The sequence below is a fragment of the Massilia sp. WG5 genome (genome assembly GCF_001412595.2).
Lineage (GTDB): Bacteria > Pseudomonadota > Gammaproteobacteria > Burkholderiales > Burkholderiaceae_D > Telluria.
The window spans coordinates 1818019-1842832 of sequence record NZ_CP012640.2 but is presented as its reverse complement, the minus strand read 5'-3'; the positions used below and the strand labels follow the sequence as shown (position 1 = coordinate 1842832).

Genomic DNA, 24814 nt, shown 5'->3' with positions numbered 1-24814 from the left:
TGCGCCCCTTGGCGGTGGCTAGATTGGTCCGTGCCGTCGAGTTCGCTTATCCAAGCAGCGCCGGCGGCTTCCCGATTCCCATACCGAGGAGACCATCATGAAGCGCAAGCCGCCGCCAGTTTCCGATCTGCTCCACCGGGTCCGCGCCGCCGTGCTGCCGGGCCTGTTCGCCTGGCGCCGCCGACGGCCCGCGCAATCGGCCAGGCGCCTGCTGGCGGCCAGCCTGCTGGCGATGGCCGGCGTGGCGCTGCCCCTGCTGCCCGCCATGGCCCAGTCCGGCTGGACCACCGAGCAGTGGGTCGGCACCTGGGGCACGGGGCCGGCCGGCCCGCCGCTGAGCACCCAGGTGATGACCTTCAACGACCAGACCCTGCGCCTGATCGTGCACACCAGTATCGGAGGAAATCAGGTCCGGATCCGGATCTCGAATACCTTTGGCGCGGCGCCGCTGCGGATCGGCGAAGCCCACATCGCGCTGCGCCGGAACGGCGCCAGCATCGTCGCCGGCAGCGACCGCCCGCTGACCTTCAGCGGCAGCGCTTCGATCACGGTGCCGCCGGGCGCGCCGGTGCTGTCCGATCCGGTCGACCTCGAGGTGCCGGCGCTGTCGGACCTGGCGGTCAGCCTGCACCTGCCGGGCAGCGTCCAGGCCACCACCATCCACGCCTCGGCCTTCCAGACCAACTACGTCTCGCTGCCGGGGAACTTCACCGGCGCCGCCGCCTTCCCGCTGGAGCGGACCATCACCTCCTGGCCTTTCCTGACCGAGGTCGACGTCAACGCCCCGGGCGCGTCCGCCATCGTGGCGCTGGGCGATTCGATCACCGACGGTTCCAACACAATGGTCGACGCCAACCACCGCTGGCCCGACCTGCTGGCCCTGCGCCTGCAGACCGCGCGCGAGCCGCTCGCCGTGGTCAAGAGCAAGGCCGGCAGGCCGGCGCTGGGCACGGCCGGCCTGGTGGCCTGGAGCGCCCGTCTCGGCGTCGTCAACCGCGGCATCGGCGGCAACCGCCTGCTGCGCGATCCGGGCGAGCAGCCGCTGTTCGGCCGCGCCGCGCTGGAGCGCTTCGACCGTGACGTGCTGGCCACCGCCGGCGTGCGCTACATGGTGCTCCTGATCGGCATCAACGACATCGGCCATCCGGGCACCGGCACCATCCCGATCTCGGAAGAACCGACCCCGGCCGACCTGATCGCCGGCTACCGCCAGCTGATCGCCCGCGCCCACGAAAAAGGCATCGCGATCTACGGCGCCACCCTGACGCCGTTCGAAGGCACGATCTTCCCGGGCTACTACACGCCGGCGAAGGAGCAGATCCGCCAGGCCGTCAACAACTGGATCCGCTCGGGCGACGAGTTCGACGGCGTGATCGACTTCGACCGCGCGGTCCGCGACCCGAGCCATCCGACCCGCATGCTGCCGGCCTACGACAGCGGCGACCACCTGCATCCGAACGACCTCGGCATGCAGGCCATGGCCAACGCGATTCCGCTGCAGCTGTTCCGCAGCCTGAGCAGCGTGGCCGGCAGCACCAGCGCGGTGGCGCGCGCCGGCAAGCACTGAGCCAGCCGGCACCGGGTCAGCCGGTGCCGAGGCCGACCGCGCCGGTATCGGCGGCCGCCACGGGAGGGGAGCGGGCGTCCGGCGGCAGCAGCTCCAGCACCGCATCGACCACGCGCTCCGGCGCCACCCCGGCCAGGCAGGCGTGGTGGCCGGCATGGCAGCTGCTCTTGAAGCAGAAGCGGCAGGGCACGTCCTGGAACAGTACCCGGCTGCGCACGCGCCAGGGCGTGTGCTGGGGACTGGTCAGCGCATACAGGTCGACCAGCGGGGTGCCGACCGCAGCCGCCACATGGGCCGGCCCGCTGTTGTTGGTCAGTGCGACCGCGGCCAGGTGCAGCGCCGCCCCCAGCTCGCCCAGGCTCAGCTGGCCGGCGAGGGAGTGCACCGCCACCCCACAGCCGGCGCGGATTTCCTCGACCAGTTCGGTCTCCGCGCTGCTCCCGGCAAGGACGACGGGCAGGGCGCAGCGCCGCGCCAGCAGGTCGAGCGCGCGCGCCCAGTGGCTGGCCGGATAGCGGCGCGAGGCCGCGCTGGCGCCCGGATGCAGCAGCAACCAGGGCCGGTCGGCGTCGATGCCGAGGCGGAGCAGGCGCACGCGCACCGCGGCCAGGTCGGCGGCGCGCAGCGCGAAGGACAGGCCCGGCGCCGGTCCGGCCTGGCGCTGCGCGCCGGCATGCCGCACCAGTTCGAGCTGGCGCTGCACCTCGTGGAGCACCATGGCCTGCGGCTCCGGTTCCGCGATCCAGTCGGTGAGGAGGTGGTAGGGATTCTCGCGGCAATGGGCCAGCCGCAGCGGAATCCCGGCCAGCCAGCACAGCAGGGCGGCCGGCAGGGCGCTTTGCGTATAGCTCGTGAACACGACCGCGGCATCGAAGCGGCGCGCGGCCAGGGTCGCGGCCAGGGCCGGCAGTTCCGCCGGCGCGGCCGGCGCGCCTTCCTTCATCCAGGGTGCCGCATGCACGATGGTGTCCTCGACTTCCGGGACGAAGGGGGCAAGCGCCGCGCCGGAGGGCGAGGTCAGCAGGGTCAGGCTGCGCCCGGGCAGGGCGTCGCGCAGCAGCCGCATCGCCGGCGTGCACATCAGGACGCCGCCGAGCCCATCGAGACGCACGCACAGGACGCGGCGCGCCCCTTCCCATGCCTGCATCCGGGTCGGCAGCGGGGCCTGCATCGGGGCCGGCCTCACGCTGGATCTCCGTGGCTGGCGATTAGCACCGCCGCCGCATACAGGTCGGGCGCCATGCGGGTCGGGATGCGGCGCGGCCCGAGCCGCCATTCGGTCTCGTTGCCCTTGTCGAGCAGGAGGGTGCGGCAGCCGGCGCGGTTGCCGGCTTCGACGTCGTGCAGGATGTCGCCGATCATCCACGAGGCGCGCAGGTCGATGCCATGGTCCTGCGCCGCCCGCAGCAGCAGGCCGGGCAAGGGCTTGCGGCAGTGGCAGCCATGGGCGTGGGCGGCGACGCTGCCGTCCGGGTGGTGCGGGCAGTAGTAGAAGCCGTCGAGCGCGAGCTGCTCGCTGAACAGCAGGTCCTGCAGGCGGTCGTGGACGGTGTCCATCGCCGCCTCGGGGAAGCGCCCGAAGGCGATGCCGGCCTGGTTGCTGACGACGAACAGCCGGTAGTCGAGCCGCGACAGCAGGCGCAGGGCCGCGCCGGCCCCGCTGCACAGGGTGATGCGTCCGGGCTCGACGTTGTAGGGCAGGTCGTCGACCAGGGTGCCGTCCTTGTCCAGGAAAACCGCTTTCATACGCTCAGGGCCAGGAGGTTTCGCGCACCGGCAGCGCGGGATCGAGCGCGGGGAAGCGGTCCGGCAGGAAGGGCGTGCGCATGCCGCCGGCCACCACCGCGGTGACGCGGATGCCGTGCGTGTGCCAGGTCAGGATGTTCAGGCGGCGCATGGCCTTTTCCCCTCGTCGATGATGTGACCGGTTCGACTGCGGTGGAACGGCAGGGTTCCCTTGCCGGTGGAGAGCCTGAATCTGAATCAAAAGAAAACGCGGCCCGGGAAGGGCCGCGTCGGGTCTAGGCGCTCACGGGTTCAGGGCTTGCGCTTGAAGCCGGTGTCGTCGTCCATGTTCTCGTCGCCGTTCAGGCGGTTGGCGTAGCCCGGGCTGCGCGGATAGCCGCCGGCGGCGTCGTTCGACTGGTGATCGCCGGTCTGCGAGCCGAGGCGGTCGGTGCTGCTCGCCGCATGCTGCGCACCGGTGTTGCCCGGCGAGCGCGGCAGGCCGCCGGCCACGTCGTTCGACTGGTGCACGCCGCCGATGCTGGGTGCCTGGTTCGCCATCGAATGCGAGCCGGCCACGCCGAGCTGGGTATTGCCGCGCTGGGCTTCTTCACCGGGCAGGTCCTGCGATGCGTCCTGCGGGCCGCGCATCCCGCCGCCGCTGCGGGTGGAGTTGTCGGACACGTACAGGCTGCTGCCCTGCTGGCGGTTGCCGACCGAACCGGCGTTCAGGCTGGTCGGCGGGCTCTGCGGACCATGCATGCCGCCGCCGCTGGTGCCCTGCGAACTCGCCTGCATATTGCCATGGTTCGGCCCCAGCGAGCCGCCCTGCAAGTCCGGCTGCGCCGCATTCTGCGAGGCCATCTGGCCGCGCACGACGTCGCGCTGCATATTGCGCTCATGCTTCAGATCCACGCCGGAATCTTTCGGACGGTGTCCGACAGCCTCTTCCAGTATGCCGTAGGCGCCGGACTTCTGTTCCATCTGGCGCTGGTGGCTGTCGGTGATGCCCTGCACCGGGCCCGAGCCGCCGCTCATCTGGGTCTGCATGGAGCCGCCCGGGACCTCGGAGCGCTTGCCCGCGTCCTCGCGGCCGCCCATGCCGCCGGGCTGTGCGCCGGGACCGGCGCCGCTTTGCTGCGTGCCCATGGTGTCGATGCCCTGGTTGCCCTGCTGCTGCGCGCCGAGGCCTTGCGGATAGGTGTGGTCGAGCGGTCCGTCGTCCGCGGTCTTGCCCTTCGAGCCGGGCGTCCATTTTTCGTTGGCGACGTTATTCGTCTGGTTGTTGACTTCACTACGTTGGTTTGCGTCCATGGTCGTCTCCTTTCAACTGGAACGATGCATTCTCATTAAGATAATGCGCCCTCCATGCGCATTTCAGTATAGGAAGAGACGGCGGGTGATTGTAGGACTAATACTGACGACTGCACGCTTAACAATTTACTACTGGAAGTAGATTTCAGCTGTGCATTTTCTGTCTCACATTGTCCTACAAAGTCATCTGAAAACGTCCTATAGCCTCATCCATCCTGCATGCCTAAGATGAATCCGACCGAGCACTCATCGGTGTTAGCCGAGAGCGTCGGAATTGGCCTGCCGCAGGACGCGGCGGTTTTTAGAGCAACGAGGAGAGAGCATCATGGCATCGAATAACCAGGGCAACAAACAGAGTGGCGGTACCAAAAACCGCGGTTTTGCGTCGATGGACCCCGAGCGTCAGCGCGAGATCGCCAGCCAGGGCGGCAAGGCTGCTCACCAGAAAGGCACCGCGCACGAGTTCACCTCGGAAGAGGCGCGTCGCGCAGGCAGCATGAGCCACGGCAATCGCCAGTCGGCATCGGGCTCGTCGCGCAGCTCGTCGCGCGGCAACAAGCAGTAAGTGCGGGCTGGGAAGGGCGGTGGCGGCGCCGCCCCTCCGAGCCAGTAAAAAACCGGGGAGCGCAGGCTCCCCGTTTTGTTTTTCTTTCACACAATTCGCGTATGGGATGCGGTAGAATCGCTGCGCCTTTTTGTCCAATCTCATAGGAGTTGTCGTGAAATCTGCGGTCATCCGTCAAGTCAAGAGCATGGCCATGTCCTGCGACCGGGTCGGTAATCTGTTGCTGGCCAAGTTCTCCGCCCAGGGGGCGAATGACATCTGTTTCGTCATCCCGGCCTCGATCGTGTTCTTCCTGCTCAAGAACCTGCCGGTCAACCAGGATCCCACCCTGCAGCCGCCGCCGGCGCCGCCGCAGATCACCCAGTGGGACTGGGACAGTCCGAACCTGCCGCGCGCCTTCACGGTCAACTGCAAGGTCCTGCCCGGCAAGATCAGCATGACTTTCAACCTCGACGTCAAGCCGGACCTGACCCTGGTCCTGGACCGCAGCAATGTCGAGATGATGCGCCAGATCCTGGCCGCCTACAGCCGCGACCTGATCGACCTCGAAGCATAAGGAAGGAGCCATCATGCCCATCAAGATCAGCCAGCACTTCGATTCCGGCGCCATCGAGGTCGTGAATGCCGACAATCCGCGCCGGATCGACCTGAACCTGCGCAAGGATTCGCATGCCGACATCCACCAGTGGTTCCACTTCCGCCTGCAGGGCGCGCGCGGCCAGGCCTGCACGATTCGCTTCCTGAACGCCGGCCAGGCGACCTATCCGAAAGGCTTCGAAGGCTACCAGGTCGCCGCCAGCTACGACACCGAGAACTGGTTCCGGGTGCCGACCAGCTTCGACGGCCAGGTGATGACCGTTAACCACACGCCGGAACTGGACAGCATCTACTACGCCTACTTCGAGCCCTACACCTGGGAGCGCCACCTGCGCCTGCTGGGCGAAGTCGCCGAGAACCCGATCGCGCGCGTGCACGACATCGGCACCACGGTCGACGGCCGCGACATGAACCTGGTGGTGATCGGCAATCCGAACGCCGAAAAGAAGATCTGGGTGATCGCACGCCAGCACCCCGGCGAGACGATGGCCGAGTGGTTCGTCGAGGGCATGATGGATGCGCTGCTGGACAATTCGAATCCGGTCTCGCGCAAGCTGCTGGCCCGCGCCGTGTTCTACATCGTGCCGAACATGAACCCGGACGGCTCGGTGCGCGGCAACCTGCGCACCAACGCGGCCGGCGCCAACCTGAACCGCGAGTGGATGACGCCGTCGCCGGAACGCAGCCCGGAAGTGCTGTGCGTGAAGAACAAGATCGAGGAAACCGGCGTCGACATGTTCTTCGACATCCACGGCGACGAAGCGCTGCCCTACAACTTCGTGGCCGGCAGCGAGATGCTGACCGACTTCACGCCCGAGCGCCTGGCAAGCCAGAACGCCTTCATCGAGCGCTACATGGCGTCCAGCCCGGACTTCCAGAACGTCCATGGCTACGCCGCCAGCAAGTACAACGAGGAGCTGCTGACCCTGGCGTCGAAGTACATCGGCCACACCTATAAATGCCTGTCGCTGACGCTGGAAATGCCGTTCAAGGACAACGCCAACCTGCCCGACCCGCACGTCGGCTGGAACGGTGCGCGCAGCAGCGCGCTCGGCGCGGCGATGCTGCAGCCGATCCTGCTGTCGCTGGACGACTGAGGCGGGGGAGGAATCATGGGCATCGAAATCGAGCGCAAGTTCCTCCTCAACGGCGACGGCTGGCGCGGGCTCGGCCAGCCGACCCTGATGCGCCAGGGCTACCTGGTGGCCGATCCGGTGCGCACCGTGCGCGTGCGCATCGAGGGCGAGCGGGCCGTCATCACGATCAAGAGCAAGAGCACCGGCGCCAGCCGCGGCGAGTGGGAATACGAGGTTCCCGTGCCGGATGCCGCCGAACTGCTCGACCGCCTGTGCGAGCAGCCGCTGGTCGAGAAGGTCCGTCACCGCATCGAACATGCCGGCCACACCTGGGAAGTCGACGAGTTCCAGGGCGAGAACGCCGGCCTGGTGGTGGCCGAGATCGAACTGGGCAGTGAAGAAGAGGCCTTCGAGAAACCCGACTGGATCGGCAAGGAAGTGACGGGCGAGCCGCGCTACTACAACTCCAGCCTGATCCGGCTGCCTTACGCCAAGTGGGAAAAACCCGCATGATGCGCCGCTCCCTGCTGTCGCTGGCTTTATTCCTTCCCCTCGCGGCTTGTGCCGCAGCTTCCGCGCAGACCTACTTCCCGCCAGCCGGCAACTGGGCCCGCCAGTCGCCCGAGGCGCTGGGCATGGACCCGGCCAAACTGGCCGAGGCCGTCGCCTACGCCAGCGCGCACGAGACCGAGCGCGCGAAGGATTTCTCGGACCAGCGCAAGACCTTCGGCGAACCGCTCGGCTCGCTGCCCACGCAGCGCGCCGCGACCAACGGCGTCGTCATCTACAAGGGCTATGTGGTGGCCGAGTTCGGCGACACGCACTTCGTCGACCCGACCTATTCGGTGGCGAAGAGCATGCTGTCGACGGTGGCCGGGATCGCCGTGCGCGAGGGCAGGATCGCCGACCTGAACCAGCCGGTCGGCCAGACCGTGCAGGACGGCGGCTACGCCTCGCCGCACAACGCGCCGATCACCTGGAAGCACCACCTGCAGCAGGAGAGCGAGTGGGAAGGCAGCATGTGGGGCAAGAACGCCGATTTCGTCGGCCACGACGCTTTCGGTGCCGGCGAGCGCAAGCCGCGCGCGCTGGAAGCGCCGGGCCAGCACTACGAATACAACGACGCGCGCATCAACCGCTTCGCGCTGTCGCTGCTGCGCGTGTTCGGCAAGCCGGTGCCGGACGTGTTCCAGCAGGAAGTGATGGACCCGATCGGCGCCTCGCATGGCTGGAAGTGGGTGCCCTACACCAACAGCTACGTCGAGCTGAACGGCAAGCTGGTGCCCTCGGTGAGCGGCGGCACGCGCTGGGGCGGCGGGATGTGGATCGACTCCTGGGACATGGCGCGCTTCGGCTACCTGTGGCTGCGTGGCGGCGCCTGGAACGGCCGCCAGATCGTGCCGGCCGGCTACGTGAAGGCGGCCCTCAGCCCGAGCGAGCACGGCCCCGATTATGGCTACCTGTGGTGGCTGAACACCAGGGGCAAGAACCTGCCGGGCCTGCCCGCCACCGCCTTCGCGGCGCTGGGCGCGGGCAGCAACGACATCGTGGTGTCGCCGGAGCACGACCTGCTCATCGTGTGGCGCTGGCATGCGGGCAATCCGGCGGAGTTTGCCAGGCGCGTGATCGCGGCGATCAGGCAAAAGTAAGGTAGATTGGCGGGCACGATCCTCATCGAGAGATACGCGCCATGCCAGACCAGCTTCCCGTATTCGGTCCCGATGCCTTCGGGGCCGATGCCGAATCCCGTGCCGCGGTCGACCTCGCCACACGCGGCCACCAGATCTTTCCCGTCCTGAGCGCCGACGATATCCGGCGGGTGCAGCGCTTCGGCGTCCCGCGCCGCTGGCACGATGGCGAGTGCGTATTCCACGCCTGCGGCGCCTCGCCCGGCATGATCGTGGTGCTGGCCGGCCACCTGCTGTGCAGCCGCACCGATGCGCTCGGCAATCGGGTCGAGGTGGTCGAATACGGACCCGGCCAGTTCAGCGGCGAGGTGGCGGTCCTGTCCGGCCGTCCGCCGCTGGTCGATGGCGTCGCGGTGGGCGTGCTCGAGGCCCTGGCGGTCGATAGGGAGTCGCTGCATGCCCTGCTGATGGCTGAGGCCGAACTGGGCGAACGCCTGATGCGCGCCTTCATCCTGCGCCGGGTGCTGCTGATCGGCGGCCATCCCGGCGGCCCGATCCTGATCGGCCCGCCCGCGCATGCCGGCCTGTTCGAACTCGAGAACTTCCTGTCCCGTAACGCCTATCCCTACACGCGGCGCGACCCGGCCTCGGACCCCGAATCCGCGCAGCTGGTGCGCGAGCACTGGCATGACGAGGCCGACTGGCCGCTGGTGGCCTTGCCCGACGGCTTCGTGATGCGCAATCCGAGCCTGGTGGAACTGGGACGCTGCCTCGGCACGCTGCCGCGGATCGAGCACGGCAAGGTCTTCGATGTGCTGGTGGTCGGCGCCGGACCGGCCGGCCTGGCGACCGCCGTGTATGCGGCCTCCGAGGGCCTGTCGGTGCTGGTGCTGGACCAGCGCGCATATGGCGGCCAGGCCGGGGCCAGCGCGCGCATCGAGAATTTTCTCGGCTTCCCGACCGGCATCTCGGGACGCGCGCTGGCGGGACGTTCGTACGTGCAGGCGATCAAGTTCGGCGCCGAAATTGCGATCCCGGCCCAGGCGACCCGCCTGCTGTGCCATGAGCGGCCGCTGAAGGTGGAACTGGCGGACGGCAGCTGCCTGCGCGCGCGCGCCGTGGTGCTGGCAGCCGGCGCGCGCTACCGCAGGCCGGACATGCCGGACCTCGGGCGCTGGGAAGGGCGCGGTGTCTACTACTGGGCCTCGCCGGTGGAGGCCGGGCTGTGCCGCAAGCAGCCGGTGCTGCTGGTCGGCGGCGGCAACTCGGCCGGGCAGGCCGCCGTGTTCCTGTCGGCGCATGCTTCGCAGGTGCACCTGGTGGTGCGCCGCGCCGGGCTGGAGGAGACGATGTCGAGCTACCTGATCGAGCGCATCGCGGCAGCGCCGAACATCGTGCTGCACACCCGCCTGGAACCGGCGGGACTGGAAGGGGACGAGGGCGGCCTGAACAAAGTGCGCTGCCGCGGCATCGCGGACGGCCGGATGGTCGAGTTCGAAACCCGTCACATGTTCCTGTTCGTGGGCGCCGATCCCAACAGCGACTGGCTGGGCGAATGCGGCGTGGCGCTGGACGACAAGGGCTTCGTGCTGACCGGGCGCGAGGCCGGGCGCGACCATCATCCGCGCGCGCTGGAAACCAGCGTGGATGGGGTGTTTGCCGTGGGAGACCTGCGCGCGGGGTCGACCAAGCGCGTCGCCGCCGCGGCCGGGGAGGGCGCGGCGGTGGTGGCGCAGATTCATGCTTATCTGGCCAATTAAGCCGTCATCCCCGCGCCAGCTCGTCGTCCCCGCGCAGGCGGGGATCCAAGTTTGCCGGCGCTACGGTAACGCATGCAGAACCAGGGTCCCGCCTGCGCGGAGACGACATGGCGGGGTTTAGTGGAAGTGCTCGTTCCCCGCCGGCGTGTCCTCCGGCATCTCAGCATGCACCAGTTCGCCGCTCGGGTCGGCGAACAGCGGGGCGCCGCAGTCGTCGCAGTATTCGGCGACATAGCGCTCGCCGATGCGCTTGACGTGGGCGATGCCCATTTCGTTCAGGTGCTTGACGATCTCGTCGATCGGCGCCAGCGGACGGTCGCCGTGCACCGGGCCTTCCATCGGCGTGCCTTCTTCGTCTTCCTGGCCGTACAGCGGCCAGACGATGCCGTACACCACGTCCGGGGACTGGCGCAGGGTGAAGCCGACCCGGTATTCGTCGACCTGGCTGTCGTTCACTTCGTCGCCGAAGCCGGCGATCACGGCGCGCAGGTCGCCCGCCTCGACGCCCAGCGTGTAGGTGAGATAGTGGACGGCGGCGCGCACCGACACCGGCCGGATCAGCTTGTCCGCCTCGCGGCAGGCCACGTAATAGGCTTCCGGCAGCAGCAGCTCGGTGCCGCAGCCCGGCAGCAGGCGTGCGACGCTGGGGCCGGCCTGCGCGCGCCATTGCTCCAGCGCGGCTTCGCGTTCGGCTTCGAAGTTCAGCAGGTGCTGCGGCTCCTGCCAGCGGAACAGCGGAGCGCCCACCGGCGCGATGACGGCCACCAGCAGGTAGCGGGTGTCGGCCAGGAACTGGGACGCGTCCGGGCCCGGCGCGGCCGGCTTCACGCTCGAACCCTTGTGCGCGGCCTGGGCCAGCTTGTGCGTCAGGCCGTAGGTTTCGGCATGGGTGCGCGGCAGCTGGTCGAGCGAATACAGGGTCGGCGCCATCGCCATGCGGGCGCCCTCGGCCAGCAGGTGGGCCGAGAAGTGGGCCGACAGCGTGCTCACGATCTCGTTCGGGATCGTGCCGGACGCGATCGAGAAGCGGGTCCAGGCGAGCACGGGCGCGGCCACCAGCAGGGCCTGCCAGGTGACTTCGGCGCCGTTGGCCTGTTCCGTCATGGTCGAGGATTCGCTGACCGCCTCGACGCTGTCCATCAGCACGTCGTAGACCGCGAGGTCGCCCTTGAACAGGACGTTCAGCGCGGCGTCGATGCTGTCCTGGTGGTTGGTCTTGAGCAGCTTCTGCAGCTGCGAGTCGAGATTGCGCTCCCAGGTTCGTTCTTCAACGCGGCTGGCGGCCTGCACGATGGCTTGGCTGGTACTGACTAGACGCTGGCTTTCTGCCGATAGTTTGGGTGAGTCTTTGGAGGAGCGACGCATAGTAGGTAATTGAATGTGGAACGATGGTCCAGAGGGGCATGATAAACCCTTATCCACGGTATTGTAGTTGATTCGGCCACATGCCTGTAACACACAGGCAAGCTCGGCCGGCGAACGATTTTCTCATCCGTCTTGTCAAAGACCACAATAAGAATCATAATGCGAATCGTTCTCATTTAAATTCACACGCCGGCACCATGACCTCGACCACAGCGCAGCAAGCATCCTTCATCAAGAGCCGCAAGCATGCGGTGTCCGTCCGTTCGGCGTTGCCGGCGCCCGCGCCCGCACTGGCCCTGAGCTTGCTGGCCAGCCTCGGCATGCCGGTCGCCCATGCCGCGCCGGACAATGCGATCGACCAGAGCATCCCGACCGTGCAGGTGACGGGCGCGAGCCGGGCGCCGGTCTCGGATAACCAGAAATTCACGGCGCCGCTGCTGGACACGCCGAAGTCGGTCACCGTGGTATCGAGCGACGTGATCGCGCAGACCGGCGCCGTGTCGCTGACCGACGCCCTGCGTACCGTGCCCGGCATTACCATCGGCGCGGGCGAGGGCGGCAACCCGGTCGGCGACAATCTCTTCATCCGCGGCTACAACGCCCAGACCGATACCTATATCGACGGCATCCGCGACGCCGGTTCGCAGTCGCGTGAAGTCTTCAACCTCGAGCAGGTCGAGGTGGTGAAGGGCCCGAACTCGGCCTATGGCGGCCGGTCCTCGGCCGGCGGCGGCGTCAACCTGATCAGCAAGACCGCCCAGGCCTACGATTTCAATGGCGCCTCGGTCGGCGTGGGCAGCGACAAGTACCGCCGCATCACCGGCGACGTGAACCGCGCGCTCGGCAGCAACAGCGCCTTCCGCCTGAACGTGATGGCGCACGAGAACGACGTCCCCGGCCGCAAGGTCGTCGGCGGCACGCGCTGGGGCGTGGCGCCGACCGTCACCTTCGGCCTGCAGGGACCGGACCGCGCCATCGTCAGCCTCTACCACCTGACCTCGCACGAGATCCCGGACACCGGCATCCCCTTCAACAACCCGATCGCGACCGGCGCCAACGTCGGCAAGAACGGCAACGGCGCCCCGTTCGCGGTCGACCGCGAGACCTTCTACGGCCTGGCCAACCGCGACTTCCGCGACACCAAGAGCGACGTCGGCACCATCGACCTGCGCCACGAGTTCAGTTCCGTCCCGGGTCGCAGCCTGGCGCTTCGCAACGTGACCCGCTACGGCAAGTCGAGCAACGACTACGTCTGGACCCAGCCCGACGATTCGAAGGGCAACACCGTCCTGTACGGCACCGTCTGGCGCCGCGCCAACACCCGCGCCGCCGAGACCCGTACCCTTGCCAACGTCACCAGCCTGACCGGCGAGCTGACGACCGCCGGCTTCAAGCACAGCTTCAACGCCGGCGTCGAATTCGACCGCGAGACGACCGACCGCGCCGCCTATGTGTTCACGCCCGGCACCAACAATCCGCTGACCGGCACCTTCACCTGCCCGACGTCCGGCGCGGCCACGCTGTACAACTGCACCACCCTGGTCGATCCGAATCCCTACGACCCGTGGGTTTATAGCCGCGCCTTGTCCGGCGCGCTGACCCATGTGCGCACCAGGACCCGCGCCGCCTACGCCTTCGACACCATCGAGATCAACCCGCAGTGGCTGCTGAACCTGGGCCTGCGCTGGGACGATTTCCAGAGCACGCTGGACACCCTGGCGACCGCCACCACGGCCGCCGCCCATGCCACGGTCGACACCAGCTTCGCCAGCACCCAGGCCGGCATCGTCTACAAGCCGGCCAGGAACGGCAGCGTGTACCTGTCCTACGCCAGCTCGGCGACCCCGCCGGGCAACGACGCCGGCGACGGCCTGGATGCCCTGAGCGCGGCGGTGCAGAACCTGCAGCCCCAGCGCAGCCGCAACCTCGAACTGGGCAGCAAATGGGACCTGCTGCCGGGCGGCCGCCTGTCCGTCACCGGCGCGCTGTTCAAGAGCACCATGAACAATGCCCGCGTCACGGCGCCGGACGGCAGCAGCCAGAACGTCGGCCGCAAGCAGGTGCAGGGCGTGGAACTGGGCTTCTCGGGCAAGCTCGCCAGCGCCTGGACCGTGTTCGGCGGCTACACCTGGCTGGACGCGGAAATCGCCGACAACGGCTATGTGAACACCGGCACGACCGCAAGCCCGGTCTGGACCCCGTCGCCCTACAACGGCAACCGTTTCCCGACCACGCCGAAGCACAGCGCCACCCTGTGGACCAGCTATGCCTTCAGCAAGGACTTCAGCGCCGGCTTCGGCATGAGCGCGATGTCCAGGGTCTATGCGAACGTGAACAACAACAAATACGCGCCGGGCTATGCGCGCTTCGATGCGATGGCCAGCTATGCGCTGAACAAGGACGTCTCGCTGCAGCTGAACCTGCAGAACCTGACTGATAAACTGTACTTCGACAAGGTGTCGTCGCCGCACTACGCGGGCGTGGCGCCGGGGCGTTCGGCGACGCTGACCGCCAACTTCAAGTTCTGAGTCCGAGGCCATCATGATGCTGCATATCCCTGGCGTGCTGTCGCCGGCGCAAGTGAAGGCGATGCGTGAACGCCTGGCGTCCGCCGACTGGATCGACGGCCGCGCCAGCGTCGGCAGCCAGGGAGCGCAGGTCAAGCGCAACCGCCAGCTGGCGGAAGGGTCGCCGCTGGCGCTGGAATTCGGCCAGCTCGTCAGCGCGGCCCTGAGCGCGAATCCGCTGTTCTTTTCGAGCGTCCTGCCGCTGCGCATCCTGCCGCCTTTCTTCAACAGCTACGCCGGCGGCGAGCATTACGGCCCGCACGTCGATGGCGCGGTCCGCGCGCAGCGGGGCGCTTCGCCGCTCCGCACCGATGTCTCCTGCACGGTGTTCCTGTCCGATCCCGATGAATACGAGGGCGGCGAGCTGACCGTCATCGATTCCTACGGCACGCACGAGGTGAAACTGCCGGCGGGCGATGCGATCGTCTATCCGGCGACCAGCGTGCACGAGGTCCAGCCGGTAACGCGCGGCGAACGCATCGCGTCCTTCCTGTGGGTGCAATCGATGGTGCGGGACGACTGGAGGAGGGCGATGCTGTACGAGCTGGATGCGAACATCCAGTCCTTGCGCGCGAAGCATGGGGACGGGCCGGAGCTGGTGGGCCTGGCCGGGCATTATCACAACCTGCTGCGGCAGTGGGCGGAGACCTAAGGGGAACTCATGCAACACCGGCAAAGTATTCTTCCAGGATGCCGGTGATCTGTTCGTACTGGGGCGGCTTGAGCAGGTGCCGATCGAAACGCGCCTTGATCACTGCCGCACGCGTTGCCTGGTCATTCCAGCCGGTCAGGGCCAGCAGGAAGACCTGCTCGAGTCCTGGGATGCACCGGAGCCGGTCGGCTACTTCATAGCCCGACATGCCGGGCATGCCGAGATCGAGAAAAACGACCTGGGGCAGGAAGGCGCGCGCCTTTGCCAGTCCATCTTCGCCATTGCTGGCCGTTTCCACAGTAAATCCGTGAACAGTGAGAAGCATCTGCATCAGGTCAAGCGCGTCGACGTTGTCATCGACAAGAAGCAGGCGCCGGTTGGCCTGCGGTATGGGTAGGGTCATGGACTCTGCAATGCGTTGGCAAACGATGCCGTTGAGGGGCCTGCAGAGTCTTGGCAGGCGAAGAGAGGCGGGGGCCCGAGCATCGGGCACCGGACAGCCTATCACAGAAGCTTCGGGTCACGGGAAATCTTTGTGGAAAGAAAAAGGCCGGAGCCCTCGCGGGTTCCGGCCTTTCTTGCGCTGCCCGCGCGAAGCGGGCAGGAAGACTGATTACGCAGCCAGCAACTGGCGCAGCACGAACGGCAGGATGCCGCCATGCTTGTAGTAGTCGACTTCGATCGGGGTGTCGATACGCAGCAGCACCTGGGTTTCCTTGACCGAGCCGTCGGCGCGGTGGATCACCAGGGTTGCCTGCATCTGCGGGCGGATCTCGCCTTCCAGGCCCTTCAGGTCGTAGGTCTCGTTGCCGGTGATGCCCAGGGTCTCGACGCTGTCGTCACCCAGGAACTGCAGCGGCAGCACGCCCATGCCGACCAGGTTGGAACGGTGGATACGCTCGAACGAACGGGCGATCACGGCCTTCACGCCCAGCAGCTGGGTGCCCTTGGCGGCCCAGTCGCGCGACGAGCCGGTGCCGTACTCTTCGCCGGCGAAGATCATCGTCGGGGTGCCTTCGGCGATGTACTTCATGCCGGCGTCATAGATCGACATCTGTTCGCCGCTCGGCTGGTGGATGGTGATGCCACCCTCGACCGCGGAACCGTCGGCCTTCGGCGGGATCATCTTGTTCTTGATGCGGACGTTCGCGAAGGTGCCGCGCATCATGATCTCGTGGTTGCCGCGGCGCGAGCCGTAGGAGTTGAAGTCGGCCTTGAGCACGCCGTGCTCTTTCAGGTACTTGCCTGCCGGACCATCTTCCTTGATCGAACCGGCCGGGGAGATGTGGTCGGTGGTGATCGAGTCGCCGAACACGCCCAGTGCGCGCGCGCCTGCGACGCCGGTGGCGGCGGCTTTCGGGGTCATCTCGAAGTCGGCGAAGAACGGCGGTTCGGCGATGTAGGTCGACACCGGCCAGTCGTACACCTGGCCCGAGGTCGAGGACACGGCTTCCCACAGCTGGCCCGGGTTGCCCTTGACGTCGGCGTAGTTGGCCTTGAAGACCTCCGAGTTCATCGCGAACTTCATCAGGTCCTGGACTTCCTGCGAAGTCGGCCAGATGTCGCCCAGGTAGACGTCGACGCCGTCCGAACCCTTGCCGACCGGCTCGCTCATCAGGTCCTTGTTGACGTTGCCGGCGATCGCGTAGGCGACGACCAGCGGCGGCGAGGCCAGGAAGTTCGAACGGATGTTCGGGTGGATACGCGCTTCGAAGTTGCGGTTGCCCGACAGGACGGCGGCGGCGATGATGTCGTTCGAGGTGATCGTCGCGTTCAGTTCCGGGGTCAGGTCGCCGGCGTTACCGATGCAGGTGGTGCAGCCGTAGGCGGTGACGCCGAAGCCCAGCTGGGTCAGGTAAGGCAGCAGACCGGCGGCTTCGAGGTAGTTGGTGACGACGCGCGAGCCGGGAGCCAGCGAGGACTTGATGTGCGGCGCGACGGTCAGGCCCTTCTCGACGGCCTTCTTGGCCAGCAGGCCGGCGGCCAGCAGCACGCTCGGGTTCGAGGTGTTGGTGCAGGAGGTGATGGCGGCGATCAGGATGTCGCCGTTCTTCACGCGCACGCCGTTGGTGGTCTCGTAGACCTTGTTCAGGTCGTCGGCCGACTTGTTGAAGCCGTTCGCGGTGGTCGGCTTCGAGAACAGGTCGGTGAAGGTCGACTTCATCGCGCCCAGTTCGATACGGTCCTGCGGACGCTTCGGGCCGGCCAGCGACGGGGTCACGGTCGACAGGTCGAGCGACACCACGCGGGTGTAGTCGATCTCGCCTTCGCGCGGGATGCCGAACAGCTGCTGGGCCTTGAAGTAGTTTTCGAAGGCAGCCAGTTCTTCTTCGGTACGGCCAGTGCCGCGGAAGTAGTCGACGGTCTTTTCGTCGACCGGGAAGAAGCCCATGGTCGCGCCGTATTCCGGCGCCATGTTGCCGATGGTCGCGCGGTCGGTGGTCGACAGCGAGGCGGTGCCGGTGCCGAAGAATTCGACGAACTTGCCGACGACCTTCTCTTTACGCAGCATTTCGGTGATGGTCAGCACCAGGTCGGTCGCGGTGCAGCCTTCGCGCAGCGAGCCGGTCAGGTTCACGCCGATCACGTCCGGGGTCAGGAAGTAGACCGGCTGGCCCAGCATGCCGGCTTCCGCTTCGATGCCGCCCACGCCCCAGCCGACGACGCCGACGCCGTTGATCATGGTGGTGTGCGAGTCGGTGCCTACCAGGGTGTCCGGGTAGTACATGCCGCCGTTCTTCATCACGCCGCGCGCCAGGTACTCGAGGTTGACCTGGTGGACGATGCCGAAGCCCGGAGGAACGACGCCGAAGGTGTCGAAGGCCTGCATGCCCCACTTCATGAACTGGTAGCGTTCGTTATTGCGCTGGAATTCCAGCTTCATGTTCAGGTCGAGCGAATCCGGGGTGCGGAAGTGGTCGATGGTGACCGAGTGGTCGACCACCAGGTCGACCGGGACCAGCGGCTCGATCTTCTTGGCGTTGGCGCCCATCTTGGCGGCGACGTTGCGCATGGCGGCCAGGTCGGCCAGCAGCGGCACGCCGGTGAAGTCCTGCAGCACGACGCGGGCGACGACGAAGGGGATCTCTTCGGTGCGGGCAGCGGTCGGGCCCCAGTTCGCCAGCTGGCGGATGTGTTCTTCGGTGACCTTCTTGCCGTCGCAGTTGCGCAGCACGGACTCCAGAACGATACGGATCGACACCGGCAGGCGCGACAGGTTCACGCCCAGGGCTTCGCCCAGTGCCGGCAGCGAGTAAAACTGGCCGGTCTGGCCCGCGAGGAGCGGGAAATCCTTCAGCGTGTTCAAGGTGTTGTGGGACATAAACTCTCCTTCAGTTATGGTGGGGGCTCGATAAACCTACTGCGCGTTGCATTTCTGGCCTGCGATGCTCGTCGTACCGCAAGTACGGCTGCGCTTCTCGGCCAGAACTGCTGCCGCTCGCTACGGTTTCTCGAGCCCCTTTTAGTACAGCTATGAGCTAAGACCGATCGCCGGCGTCAGCTTTTCCTTTCCGTCGGCACAGCCGCAACGAGCGGCTTGGCCTGTTCGGCGTTCTTGCATTCGTTGGCCAGCTGGCGGTTCTGCTTCGAGTCGAGCAGGATGCCCTTCGACGGGATGCCGATCCAGATCAGGCCGAACTTGGTATTCTCGAAACGCAGCGCGCCGGTGGTGGTGCCCACGCGCGACAGGCGGTGCAGGCGGTTCTTCCAGCGCAGTGCGATGTGGCCACTATCCTTTTCGTTGGTATAGATGGTGACCTTGTTGCTCAATTCGCAGGCATAGTCGGTGACGACGGTGTCGGTGATGTCCGGTTCGGGTTCGTCGTCGGCGACTTCCTGCTTCGCTTCTTCTTTTTTCCCTTTTGTGGCCTTTTTGGCCTTTTCCTTCAAGACCTTGGTGGCCTTGGGATGCGATTCGTGGACGTTGTTGGCGGCGGACGCGGGCGCGCACAGGCTGGCGGCCGCGAGCGCGACGGCGCAGGCAGCGGTGAGTTGTTTCAGGGTGATGGCCATCAGATGGATTCCGGTTGATTGACGATTGCCGCCGCCGCATCTGGCAGCGCAAGGCCGGCCAGCTTCGCGCGCTGCAACACCGCCCAATAATATCGGTAGCTGGCGCGGTCATGCAAGCGGCCATGCTGGGCAATCGGCCCCCAATCTGCTGCCATTGCTTCGAGCAGGATGCTGCTTGCTTCGTTTACTTCCGACACGCGCGGGGTAAAGGCCTTGACGATCGGCTTGATCTGGTCAGGGTGGATGCTCCACATGCGCGTGAACCCGAATTCGCCGGCGGCGCGGGTGGCGTCGTTGGCGACGACCGCACTATCCTTGATATCGGTCGTCACATTATGGGAGGGGACCTTGTCATGCGCATGACATGCCGCAACCATCTCCAGCTTTGCCCGTACTACGAGAGGATGGGTAAATTGCCCCGGAGTGCGCATGGCGCTTGCCGGAATCGCGCCATAGTGGGCCGACACGAAGTCCATGATGCCGAACGAAAGACATTCGACCTGGGGCAGGGCGGCGATCGCGTAGGCATCGTGCAGCGCGCCGTGGGTCTCGATCAGCACGTGCAGCGGCAGGTGCGGACGGCCGGCCTTTTCCGCTGCGGCATTGACGATCCGTTGTGCACGCAGCACATCGTCGATGCCGTTCGGCTTCGGGCATACCACGTAGGCAAGCCGCTGCGCCGCGTTGCCGACGATCAACTCGACGTCCTGCTCGAAGTATTCGCTGCCGACGTCGTGCAGGCGCGCGCCGATGCGGCCGAAGCGGTTCGCGTCGTCGTTCAGCAGGCTCGCCACCAGGCGGGCATGGGCCGCTTCGTTGCCGGCGGCGGCGCCGTCCTCGCAGTCGAAGGTGATGTCGAATACCGGGCCAAGCTCTTGTTGCAGGGCCATCGACTTGCGCATCAGCTTTTCGCTGCCGGCATAGTGATCGCAGGCGGGCAGCAGCAGCGGCTGGCGTTGACCCTGGAATAAAACCTCGGAAGGATGCATGATTGAAAATGAATGTAGGGTGGGCACACCGTGCCCACGCGGTTGGTGGGCTCGGCGAGCCCACCCTACGATATTACTGACCCAGCAGGTGAGCGACGCCGGCGCGCTCTTCGTTCAGCTCGTTCAGCGTGTGGTTGATGCGCTCTTGCGAGAACTGGTCGATTTCCAGGCCCTGAACGATCTTGTACTCGCCGTTTTCGGTGGTCACCGGGAAGCCGAACACGGTGCCTTCCGGGATGCCGTACGAACCGTCCGACGGGATGCCCATGGTGGTCCACTTGCCGTTGGTGCCCAGGACCCAGTCACGCACGTGGTCGATCGCTGCGTTGGCGGCCGAGGCTGCCGACGAGGCGCCGCGGGCGTCGATGATCGCTGCGCCGCGCTTGCCGACGGTCGGCAGGAAGGTGTCGCGGTTCCAGACGTCGTCGTTGATCAGGTCCTTGACCGACTGGCCGTCGACGGTGGCGAAGCGGTAGTCGGCGTACATGGTCGGCGAGTGGTTGCCCCACACGACCATCTTCTCGATCGAGCCGACCGGCTTGCCGGTCTTGGCGGCGACCTGCGACAGGGCGCGGTTGTGGTCCAGGCGCAGCATGGCGGTGAAGTTCTTGGCCGGCAGGTTCGGGGCCGACTTCATGGCGATGTAGGCGTTGGTGTTGGCCGGGTTGCCGACCACCAGGACTTTCACGTTACGCGAAGCGACGGCGTCCAGCGCCTTGCCCTGCACGGTGAAGATCTGGGCGTTGGCTTCCAGCAGGTCCTTGCGCTCCATGCCCGGACCGCGCGGACGGGCGCCGACCAGCAGGGCGACGTCGGCATCCTTGAATGCGGTCATCGGATCGCTGTGGGCGGTCATGCCGGCCAGCAGGGGGAATGCGCAGTCGTCGATTTCCATCATGACGCCCTTCAGCGCCTTCTGTGCCTTCTCGTTGTCGATTTCGAGCAGCTGCAGGATGACCGGCTGGTCCTTGCCCAGCATGTCGCCGTTGGCGATGCGGAACAGCAGGGAATAGCCGATCTGGCCGGCCGCGCCGGTAACCGCGACGCGCATTGGGGTTTTAGCCATGATGAATCTCCAAAAGTGGGAAAGAATACGGTCGACCTCGCGGACGACCTCGCAAGCGACGCCGAGGATACGCCAGTTCGAGAAACTGCAATCATACCAAAAGCGCATCCAGCTTCGGGCGCTTAGTCGACCGCGAGTTTAGACCTCCAATATTCCATCTGTCAATTCATATCATATGTCTTATATAAGACAGATAATCTTACGCTCCGCCCACTGGACGCAGAGAGGGATTTGTGAAAAAATCGCAGGCTATGAATCAGGTCCCGTCCAATCCGAACAGCAATGGCGCCGCAGGCAACAACAATGCGGGCAGTGCCGGAGGCGCCTCCGGAACGGGCATGTCCCCGACGAGCACGTCTCCCACGTTTTCTCCGCTGTACCAGCAGATCAAGGCCCTGATCACCCAGAGCCTGCAGTCCGGCGAGTGGAAGCCGGGCGAACTCATCCCCAGTGAAGTCGAGCTGGCCGGCCGCTACAAGGTCAGCCAGGGCACGGTGCGCAAGGCGATCGACGAACTCGCGGCCGAGCACCTGGTGGTGCGGCGCCAGGGCAAGGGCACCTTCGTGGCCAGCCACAACGAGGCGCGCGCCCACTTCCGCTTCCTGAAGCTGATGCCCGACGAGGGCGTTCCCCATCCTGCCGATCACCACTACCTCGAAGTCAAGCGCATCCGTGCGCCGGCCGAGGTGGCGCGCCTGCTCGACCTGAAGTCGGGCGACGCGGTCGTCTATATCAAGCGCACCATGTCCTTCGACGGCGCGCCGACGATCCTCGAAGAGCTGTGGCTGCCGGGACAGCTGTTCAAGGGCCTGACGGCCGAGCGCCTGGCGGAATACAAGGGCGCGATGTACGGCCTGTTCGAATCCGAGTTCGGCACCCGCATGATCCGCGCGACGGAAAAGATCCGCGCGGTGGTGGCCGATGCCGGCGCGGCCGAGTACCTGAAAGTGCCGGAGGGCACGCCGCTGCTGTGCGCCGACCGGATTTCGTTTACGTATGGAGACAAGGCAGTGGAACTGCGCCGTGGTCTGTATCTGACCACCTCGCACCATTACCAGAATGAATTGTCCTGATAAGTTTTTGTGCTAGATCTATGCTGGTGCAGGAATCGCCTCGAGCGAGTAAAATGGATTGATTTTGGGAAAGCGTTGGCGAAGCCCGGCCGGCGTTCCCCGGCGTCCGGAAACGGATCCGCGCAGGTCACAAAATCGATGAATTTGGGTTGGATAAATTTAGTCAGTATTTGAGGGAGGTGTTGCAATGTCCGAAGCCGTGAGAGAGGCTCAAAAGAAGGGCCGACCCGTGATCCGTAATGTCGACTTTGGCGATATCACGTACCGCGGTTACTACAAACAGCCGCCGTCGGCGATCGTCTCGATCCTGCACCGCGTCAGCGGCGCCGGTCTGTTCCTGTTCCTGCCGTTCCTGCTCTGGTTGCTCCAGGAAAGCCTGCGCTCGGAAATCTCGTTCGCGCACTTCGCCGGCGTTGTCGGCCACCCGTTCACCAAGATCATCATCCTGGGCCTGTCGTGGGCCTACCTGCACCACTTCTGCGCCGGCGTGCGCCACCTGTTCATGGACAACCACATTGCCCTGGACAAGGACGCGTCGCAAAAGACCGCGCGCTGGGTGCTGGTCATCAGCCTGGCGCTGACCGTGCTGGTTGCCCTCAAACTGTTCGGAGTGTTTTAAATCATGCAATCCACCAACACTAAAAAGAATATCGGACAGCGCCGCCTGGTCGTCGGCGCCCACTACGGCATGCGCGACTGGCTCGCCCAGCGCCTGACCGCGATCCTGATGGCGGTCTTCACCATCGTCCTGCTGGTCTCCTTCCTGACCGGCCAGAATTTCAGCTATGAAGGCTGGGCCGGGCTGTTCTCGCGCCAGTGGTTCAAGCTCTTCACGATGGTCACCTTCTTCGGCCTGTTCTACCACGTCTGGGTCGGCATCCGTGATATCTGGATGGACTACATCAAACCGGTCGGCATCCGCCTGACCCTGCAGACCCTGACGATGCTGTGGCTGCTCGGCTGCGCCGCCTGGACTGTGCAAATTCTCTGGAGCGTTTAATCGTGGCAGCATTCAATTCTTCAATCCCTACCCGCCACTTCGACGTGGTGATCGTCGGCGCCGGCGGTTCCGGCCTGCGCGCCGCGCTGCAACTGTCGGAAGCCGGCCTGAACGTCGCCGTGCTGTCGAAAGTCTTCCCGACCCGCTCGCACACCGTGGCTGCCCAGGGCGGCATCGGTGCTTCGCTGGGCAACATGAGCGAAGACGACTGGTACTGGCACATGTTCGACACCGTCAAGGGCTCGGACTACCTGGGCGACCAGGACGCGATCGAATTCATGTGCCGCGAGGCGCCGAAGGTCGTGTACGAACTCGAACACTTCGGCATGCCTTTCGACCGCAATCCGGACGGCACGATTTACCAGCGTCCGTTCGGCGGCCACACCGCCAACTTCGGCGAGAAGCCGGTGCAGCGCGCCTGCGCGGCCGCCGACCGTACCGGCCACGCGCTGCTGCACACCCTGTACCAGCGTAACGTCCGTTCGCGCACCCACTTCTTCGTCGAGTGGCAGGCGCTGGACCTGGTCCGCAACCAGGACGGCGACGTGCTGGGCGTGATGGCGCTGGAAATGGAAACCGGCGACGTGATGATGCTGCAGGCGAAGACCACTGTGTTCGCCACCGGCGGCGCCGGCCGTATCTTCGCCGCGTCGACCAACGCCTTCATCAACACCGGTGACGGCCTGGGCATGGCGGCACGCGCCGGCCTGCCCCTGGAAGACATGGAGTTCTGGCAGTTCCACCCGACCGGCGTGGCCGGCGCGGGCGTCCTGATCACCGAGGGCGTGCGCGGCGAGGGCGGTATCCTGATCAACTCGAACGGCGAACGCTTCATGGAGCGCTACGCGCCGACCCTGAAGGACTTGGCGCCGCGCGACTTCGTCTCGCGCTCGATGGACCAGGAGATCAAGGAAGGCCGCGGCGTCGGCCCGAACAAGGACCACGTGCTGCTGGACCTGCGCCACATCGGCGCGGACACCATCCGCAAGCGCCTGCCGTCGATCCTGGAAATCGGCCACAAGTTCGCCAACGTCGATGCGACCAAGGAACCGATCCCGGTGGTCCCGACCATCCACTACCAGATGGGCGGCATCCCGACCAACATCCACGGCCAGGTCATCGCGCCGGACGGCACCGGCGGCCAGAAGATCGTCAACGGCCTGTACGCGATCGGCGAGTGCTCCTGCGTCTCGGTGCACGGCGCCAACCGCCTGGGCACCAACTCGCTGCTCGACCTGGTGGTGTTCGGCCGCGCGGCCGGCAACCACATCGTCGGCCAGAACCTGAAGGCGCAGGGCAACCGCGCGCTGCCGAAGGACTTCGCCGACTACGCGCTGGACCGCCTGAACCGCCTCGAAAACTCGACCGGCGGCGAGAAGGTGCAGAACGTGGCCAACGACATCCGCGCCACCATGCAGAAGTTCTGCGGCGTGTTCCGTACCCAGGCCCTGATGGACGAAGGCGTGCGCGAGATCATGAAGCTGGACGAGCGCCGCAAGCACGTCTCGTTCAAGGACAAGTCGAAGGTGTTCAACACCGCGCGCATCGAAGCGATCGAACTGGACAACCTGATCGAAGTGGCGAAGGCGACCATCGTCTCGGCCGCGGCGCGCAAGGAATCGCGCGGCGCCCACGCCCACAGCGATTTCCCGAACCGCGACGACGACAACTGGATGAAGCACTCGCTGTTCTTCTCGGAAGGTAACCGCCTGGATTACAAGCCGGTCATTACCAAGCCGCTGACGGTCGACACCTTCAAACCGAAGCCACGCACGTTCTAACAAACATAGCTAAAGGACCTGGAAAAACCGTCGCGAGCGGCAGCAATGTTGTCCGAGAAGCGCAGCCGTACTTAA

At 66.0% G+C, this 24814-nt stretch carries 22 protein-coding genes and 1 pseudogene; 13 read left to right on the top strand and 10 right to left on the bottom strand.

Annotation, left to right across the window (positions count from 1 at the left end; all coding sequences use genetic code 11):
• The first annotated feature begins 97 nt into the window (after positions 1 to 97).
• On the top strand, positions 98 to 1567 hold the full coding sequence (locus tag AM586_RS08205; RefSeq protein ID WP_082439708.1) for an SGNH/GDSL hydrolase family protein: 1470 nt from the start codon (positions 98 to 100) through the stop codon (positions 1565 to 1567).
• A 16-nt stretch (positions 1568 to 1583) separates the two neighbouring features.
• Here AM586_RS08205 and waaF read toward each other — a convergent pair whose 3' ends face one another.
• From waaF to AM586_RS08185, 4 genes and pseudogenes are all read right to left on the bottom strand, one after another.
• Positions 1584 to 2753 carry a lipopolysaccharide heptosyltransferase II gene (gene waaF / locus AM586_RS08200; protein WP_162600531.1) on the bottom strand — a complete coding sequence of 390 codons (1170 nt, stop codon included), beginning with the start codon at positions 2751 to 2753 and terminating at the stop codon, positions 1584 to 1586.
• Entirely contained in the window at positions 2750 to 3313 is a 564-nt protein-coding gene (locus AM586_RS08195; protein WP_047823948.1) for an HAD-IIIA family hydrolase, read from the bottom strand. The genes waaF and AM586_RS08195 overlap by 4 nt, the downstream gene beginning before the upstream one ends.
• 4 nt (positions 3314 to 3317) lie before the next feature.
• Positions 3318 to 3428, bottom strand: a pseudogene (locus AM586_RS28785) (short-chain dehydrogenase); the annotation flags it as partial.
• Positions 3429 to 3604: 176 nt separating this feature from the next.
• Positions 3605 to 4606 (bottom strand): hypothetical protein, encoded by a 1002-nt coding sequence (locus AM586_RS08185; RefSeq protein ID WP_047823950.1) that lies wholly within the window; start codon positions 4604 to 4606, stop codon positions 3605 to 3607.
• A 325-nt stretch (positions 4607 to 4931) separates the two neighbouring features.
• Between AM586_RS08185 and AM586_RS08180 the strand changes: the two genes are divergently transcribed.
• The 6 genes from AM586_RS08180 to AM586_RS08155 all read left to right on the top strand — a co-directional run bounded on the left by AM586_RS08180 (position 4932) and on the right by AM586_RS08155 (position 10232).
• Entirely contained in the window at positions 4932 to 5171 is a 240-nt protein-coding gene (locus AM586_RS08180) for a KGG domain-containing protein (RefSeq protein WP_047823953.1), read from the top strand.
• Between the two features lie 154 nt (positions 5172 to 5325).
• Complete coding sequence (locus AM586_RS08175) at positions 5326 to 5727, top strand: hypothetical protein (protein ID WP_229411091.1); 402 nt, start codon at positions 5326 to 5328, stop codon at positions 5725 to 5727.
• 13 nt (positions 5728 to 5740) lie between these two features.
• Positions 5741 to 6865 carry a M14-type cytosolic carboxypeptidase gene (locus AM586_RS08170; protein ID WP_047823954.1) on the top strand — a complete coding sequence of 375 codons (1125 nt, stop codon included), beginning with the start codon at positions 5741 to 5743 and terminating at the stop codon, positions 6863 to 6865.
• A 15-nt stretch (positions 6866 to 6880) separates the two neighbouring features.
• Complete coding sequence (locus tag AM586_RS08165; RefSeq protein ID WP_047823956.1) at positions 6881 to 7357, top strand: CYTH domain-containing protein; 477 nt, start codon at positions 6881 to 6883, stop codon at positions 7355 to 7357.
• Positions 7354 to 8493, top strand: coding sequence for a serine hydrolase (locus AM586_RS08160; RefSeq protein WP_047823957.1), 1140 nt, complete (start codon positions 7354 to 7356; stop codon positions 8491 to 8493). Before AM586_RS08165 ends, AM586_RS08160 begins: the two co-directional genes overlap by 4 nt.
• 41 nt (positions 8494 to 8534) lie before the next feature.
• Positions 8535 to 10232: an FAD-dependent oxidoreductase gene (locus AM586_RS08155; RefSeq protein ID WP_047823959.1), complete on the top strand. Its 1698-nt coding sequence runs from the start codon at positions 8535 to 8537 to the stop codon at positions 10230 to 10232.
• A gap of 117 nt (positions 10233 to 10349) precedes the next feature.
• Here AM586_RS08155 and AM586_RS08150 read toward each other — a convergent pair whose 3' ends face one another.
• On the bottom strand, positions 10350 to 11597 hold the full coding sequence (locus tag AM586_RS08150; RefSeq protein ID WP_047823960.1) for a DUF2863 family protein: 1248 nt from the start codon (positions 11595 to 11597) through the stop codon (positions 10350 to 10352).
• 197 nt (positions 11598 to 11794) lie between these two features.
• On the opposite strand from AM586_RS08150, the gene AM586_RS08145 reads away from it, so the two are divergent.
• Positions 11795 to 14125, top strand: coding sequence for a TonB-dependent siderophore receptor (locus AM586_RS08145; RefSeq protein WP_047823962.1), 2331 nt, complete (start codon positions 11795 to 11797; stop codon positions 14123 to 14125).
• Positions 14126 to 14138: 13 nt separating this feature from the next.
• Positions 14139 to 14816, top strand: a complete 678-nt coding sequence (locus AM586_RS08140; RefSeq protein ID WP_047823964.1) for a Fe2+-dependent dioxygenase — start codon at positions 14139 to 14141, stop codon at positions 14814 to 14816.
• A gap of 7 nt (positions 14817 to 14823) precedes the next feature.
• Here AM586_RS08140 and AM586_RS08135 read toward each other — a convergent pair whose 3' ends face one another.
• The 5 genes from AM586_RS08135 to AM586_RS08115 form a co-directional block, all read right to left on the bottom strand.
• A complete protein-coding gene (locus AM586_RS08135; RefSeq protein WP_047823966.1) occupies positions 14824 to 15219 on the bottom strand; it encodes a response regulator in 396 nt (131 codons plus the stop codon).
• Positions 15220 to 15429: 210 nt separating this feature from the next.
• Positions 15430 to 18138, bottom strand: a complete 2709-nt coding sequence (acnA, locus tag AM586_RS08130; RefSeq protein ID WP_047823968.1) for an aconitate hydratase AcnA — start codon at positions 18136 to 18138, stop codon at positions 15430 to 15432.
• A gap of 176 nt (positions 18139 to 18314) precedes the next feature.
• Entirely contained in the window at positions 18315 to 18830 is a 516-nt protein-coding gene (locus tag AM586_RS08125; RefSeq protein ID WP_047823970.1) for a hypothetical protein, read from the bottom strand.
• Positions 18830 to 19819: a CoA ester lyase gene (locus AM586_RS08120; protein WP_047823973.1), complete on the bottom strand. Its 990-nt coding sequence runs from the start codon at positions 19817 to 19819 to the stop codon at positions 18830 to 18832. Before AM586_RS08120 ends, AM586_RS08125 begins: the two co-directional genes overlap by 1 nt.
• Before the next feature lie 73 nt (positions 19820 to 19892).
• Positions 19893 to 20885, bottom strand: coding sequence for a malate dehydrogenase (locus tag AM586_RS08115; protein WP_047823975.1), 993 nt, complete (start codon positions 20883 to 20885; stop codon positions 19893 to 19895).
• Positions 20886 to 21136: 251 nt separating this feature from the next.
• Here AM586_RS08115 and AM586_RS08110 point away from each other — a divergent pair, with 251 nt between their 5' ends.
• The 4 genes from AM586_RS08110 (at position 21137) to sdhA (ending at position 24739) form a co-directional block, all read left to right on the top strand.
• Positions 21137 to 21958, top strand: a complete 822-nt coding sequence (locus AM586_RS08110; protein WP_047823976.1) for a GntR family transcriptional regulator — start codon at positions 21137 to 21139, stop codon at positions 21956 to 21958.
• A 187-nt stretch (positions 21959 to 22145) separates the two neighbouring features.
• Positions 22146 to 22577: a succinate dehydrogenase, cytochrome b556 subunit gene (sdhC, locus tag AM586_RS08105; RefSeq protein WP_197416400.1), complete on the top strand. Its 432-nt coding sequence runs from the start codon at positions 22146 to 22148 to the stop codon at positions 22575 to 22577.
• A 3-nt stretch (positions 22578 to 22580) separates the two neighbouring features.
• A complete protein-coding gene (gene sdhD / locus AM586_RS08100; RefSeq protein ID WP_047823978.1) occupies positions 22581 to 22958 on the top strand; it encodes a succinate dehydrogenase, hydrophobic membrane anchor protein in 378 nt (125 codons plus the stop codon).
• Between the two features lie 2 nt (positions 22959 to 22960).
• Positions 22961 to 24739 (top strand): succinate dehydrogenase flavoprotein subunit, encoded by a 1779-nt coding sequence (sdhA, locus tag AM586_RS08095; protein ID WP_047823980.1) that lies wholly within the window; start codon positions 22961 to 22963, stop codon positions 24737 to 24739.
• The last annotated feature ends 75 nt before the right edge of the window (positions 24740 to 24814 follow it).

What these genes read in the sequence shown, in the direction of transcription:
- AM586_RS08140 (WP_047823964.1), top strand. Translation starts at nt 14,139, where the DNA reads ATGATGCTGCATATCCCTGGCGTGCTGTCGCCGGCGCAAGTGAAGGCG.
- AM586_RS08110 (WP_047823976.1), top strand. Translation starts at nt 21,137, where the DNA reads ATGAATCAGGTCCCGTCCAATCCGAACAGCAATGGCGCCGCAGGCAAC.
- AM586_RS08195 (WP_047823948.1), bottom strand. Translation starts at nt 3,313, where the DNA reads ATGAAAGCGGTTTTCCTGGACAAGGACGGCACCCTGGTCGACGACCTG.
- acnA (WP_047823968.1), bottom strand. Translation starts at nt 18,138, where the DNA reads ATGTCCCACAACACCTTGAACACGCTGAAGGATTTCCCGCTCCTCGCG.
- AM586_RS08170 (WP_047823954.1), top strand. Translation starts at nt 5,741, where the DNA reads ATGCCCATCAAGATCAGCCAGCACTTCGATTCCGGCGCCATCGAGGTC.
- AM586_RS08165 (WP_047823956.1), top strand. Translation starts at nt 6,881, where the DNA reads ATGGGCATCGAAATCGAGCGCAAGTTCCTCCTCAACGGCGACGGCTGG.
- AM586_RS08115 (WP_047823975.1), bottom strand. Translation starts at nt 20,885, where the DNA reads ATGGCTAAAACCCCAATGCGCGTCGCGGTTACCGGCGCGGCCGGCCAG.
- sdhD (WP_047823978.1), top strand. Translation starts at nt 22,581, where the DNA reads ATGCAATCCACCAACACTAAAAAGAATATCGGACAGCGCCGCCTGGTC.
- sdhC (WP_197416400.1), top strand. Translation starts at nt 22,146, where the DNA reads ATGTCCGAAGCCGTGAGAGAGGCTCAAAAGAAGGGCCGACCCGTGATC.
- AM586_RS08135 (WP_047823966.1), bottom strand. Translation starts at nt 15,219, where the DNA reads ATGACCCTACCCATACCGCAGGCCAACCGGCGCCTGCTTCTTGTCGAT.
- AM586_RS08120 (WP_047823973.1), bottom strand. Translation starts at nt 19,819, where the DNA reads ATGCATCCTTCCGAGGTTTTATTCCAGGGTCAACGCCAGCCGCTGCTG.
- AM586_RS08155 (WP_047823959.1), top strand. Translation starts at nt 8,535, where the DNA reads ATGCCAGACCAGCTTCCCGTATTCGGTCCCGATGCCTTCGGGGCCGAT.
- AM586_RS08160 (WP_047823957.1), top strand. Translation starts at nt 7,354, where the DNA reads ATGATGCGCCGCTCCCTGCTGTCGCTGGCTTTATTCCTTCCCCTCGCG.
- AM586_RS08185 (WP_047823950.1), bottom strand. Translation starts at nt 4,606, where the DNA reads ATGGACGCAAACCAACGTAGTGAAGTCAACAACCAGACGAATAACGTC.
- AM586_RS08180 (WP_047823953.1), top strand. Translation starts at nt 4,932, where the DNA reads ATGGCATCGAATAACCAGGGCAACAAACAGAGTGGCGGTACCAAAAAC.
- AM586_RS08145 (WP_047823962.1), top strand. Translation starts at nt 11,795, where the DNA reads ATGACCTCGACCACAGCGCAGCAAGCATCCTTCATCAAGAGCCGCAAG.
- AM586_RS08150 (WP_047823960.1), bottom strand. Translation starts at nt 11,597, where the DNA reads ATGCGTCGCTCCTCCAAAGACTCACCCAAACTATCGGCAGAAAGCCAG.
- AM586_RS08125 (WP_047823970.1), bottom strand. Translation starts at nt 18,830, where the DNA reads ATGGCCATCACCCTGAAACAACTCACCGCTGCCTGCGCCGTCGCGCTC.
- AM586_RS08205 (WP_082439708.1), top strand. Translation starts at nt 98, where the DNA reads ATGAAGCGCAAGCCGCCGCCAGTTTCCGATCTGCTCCACCGGGTCCGC.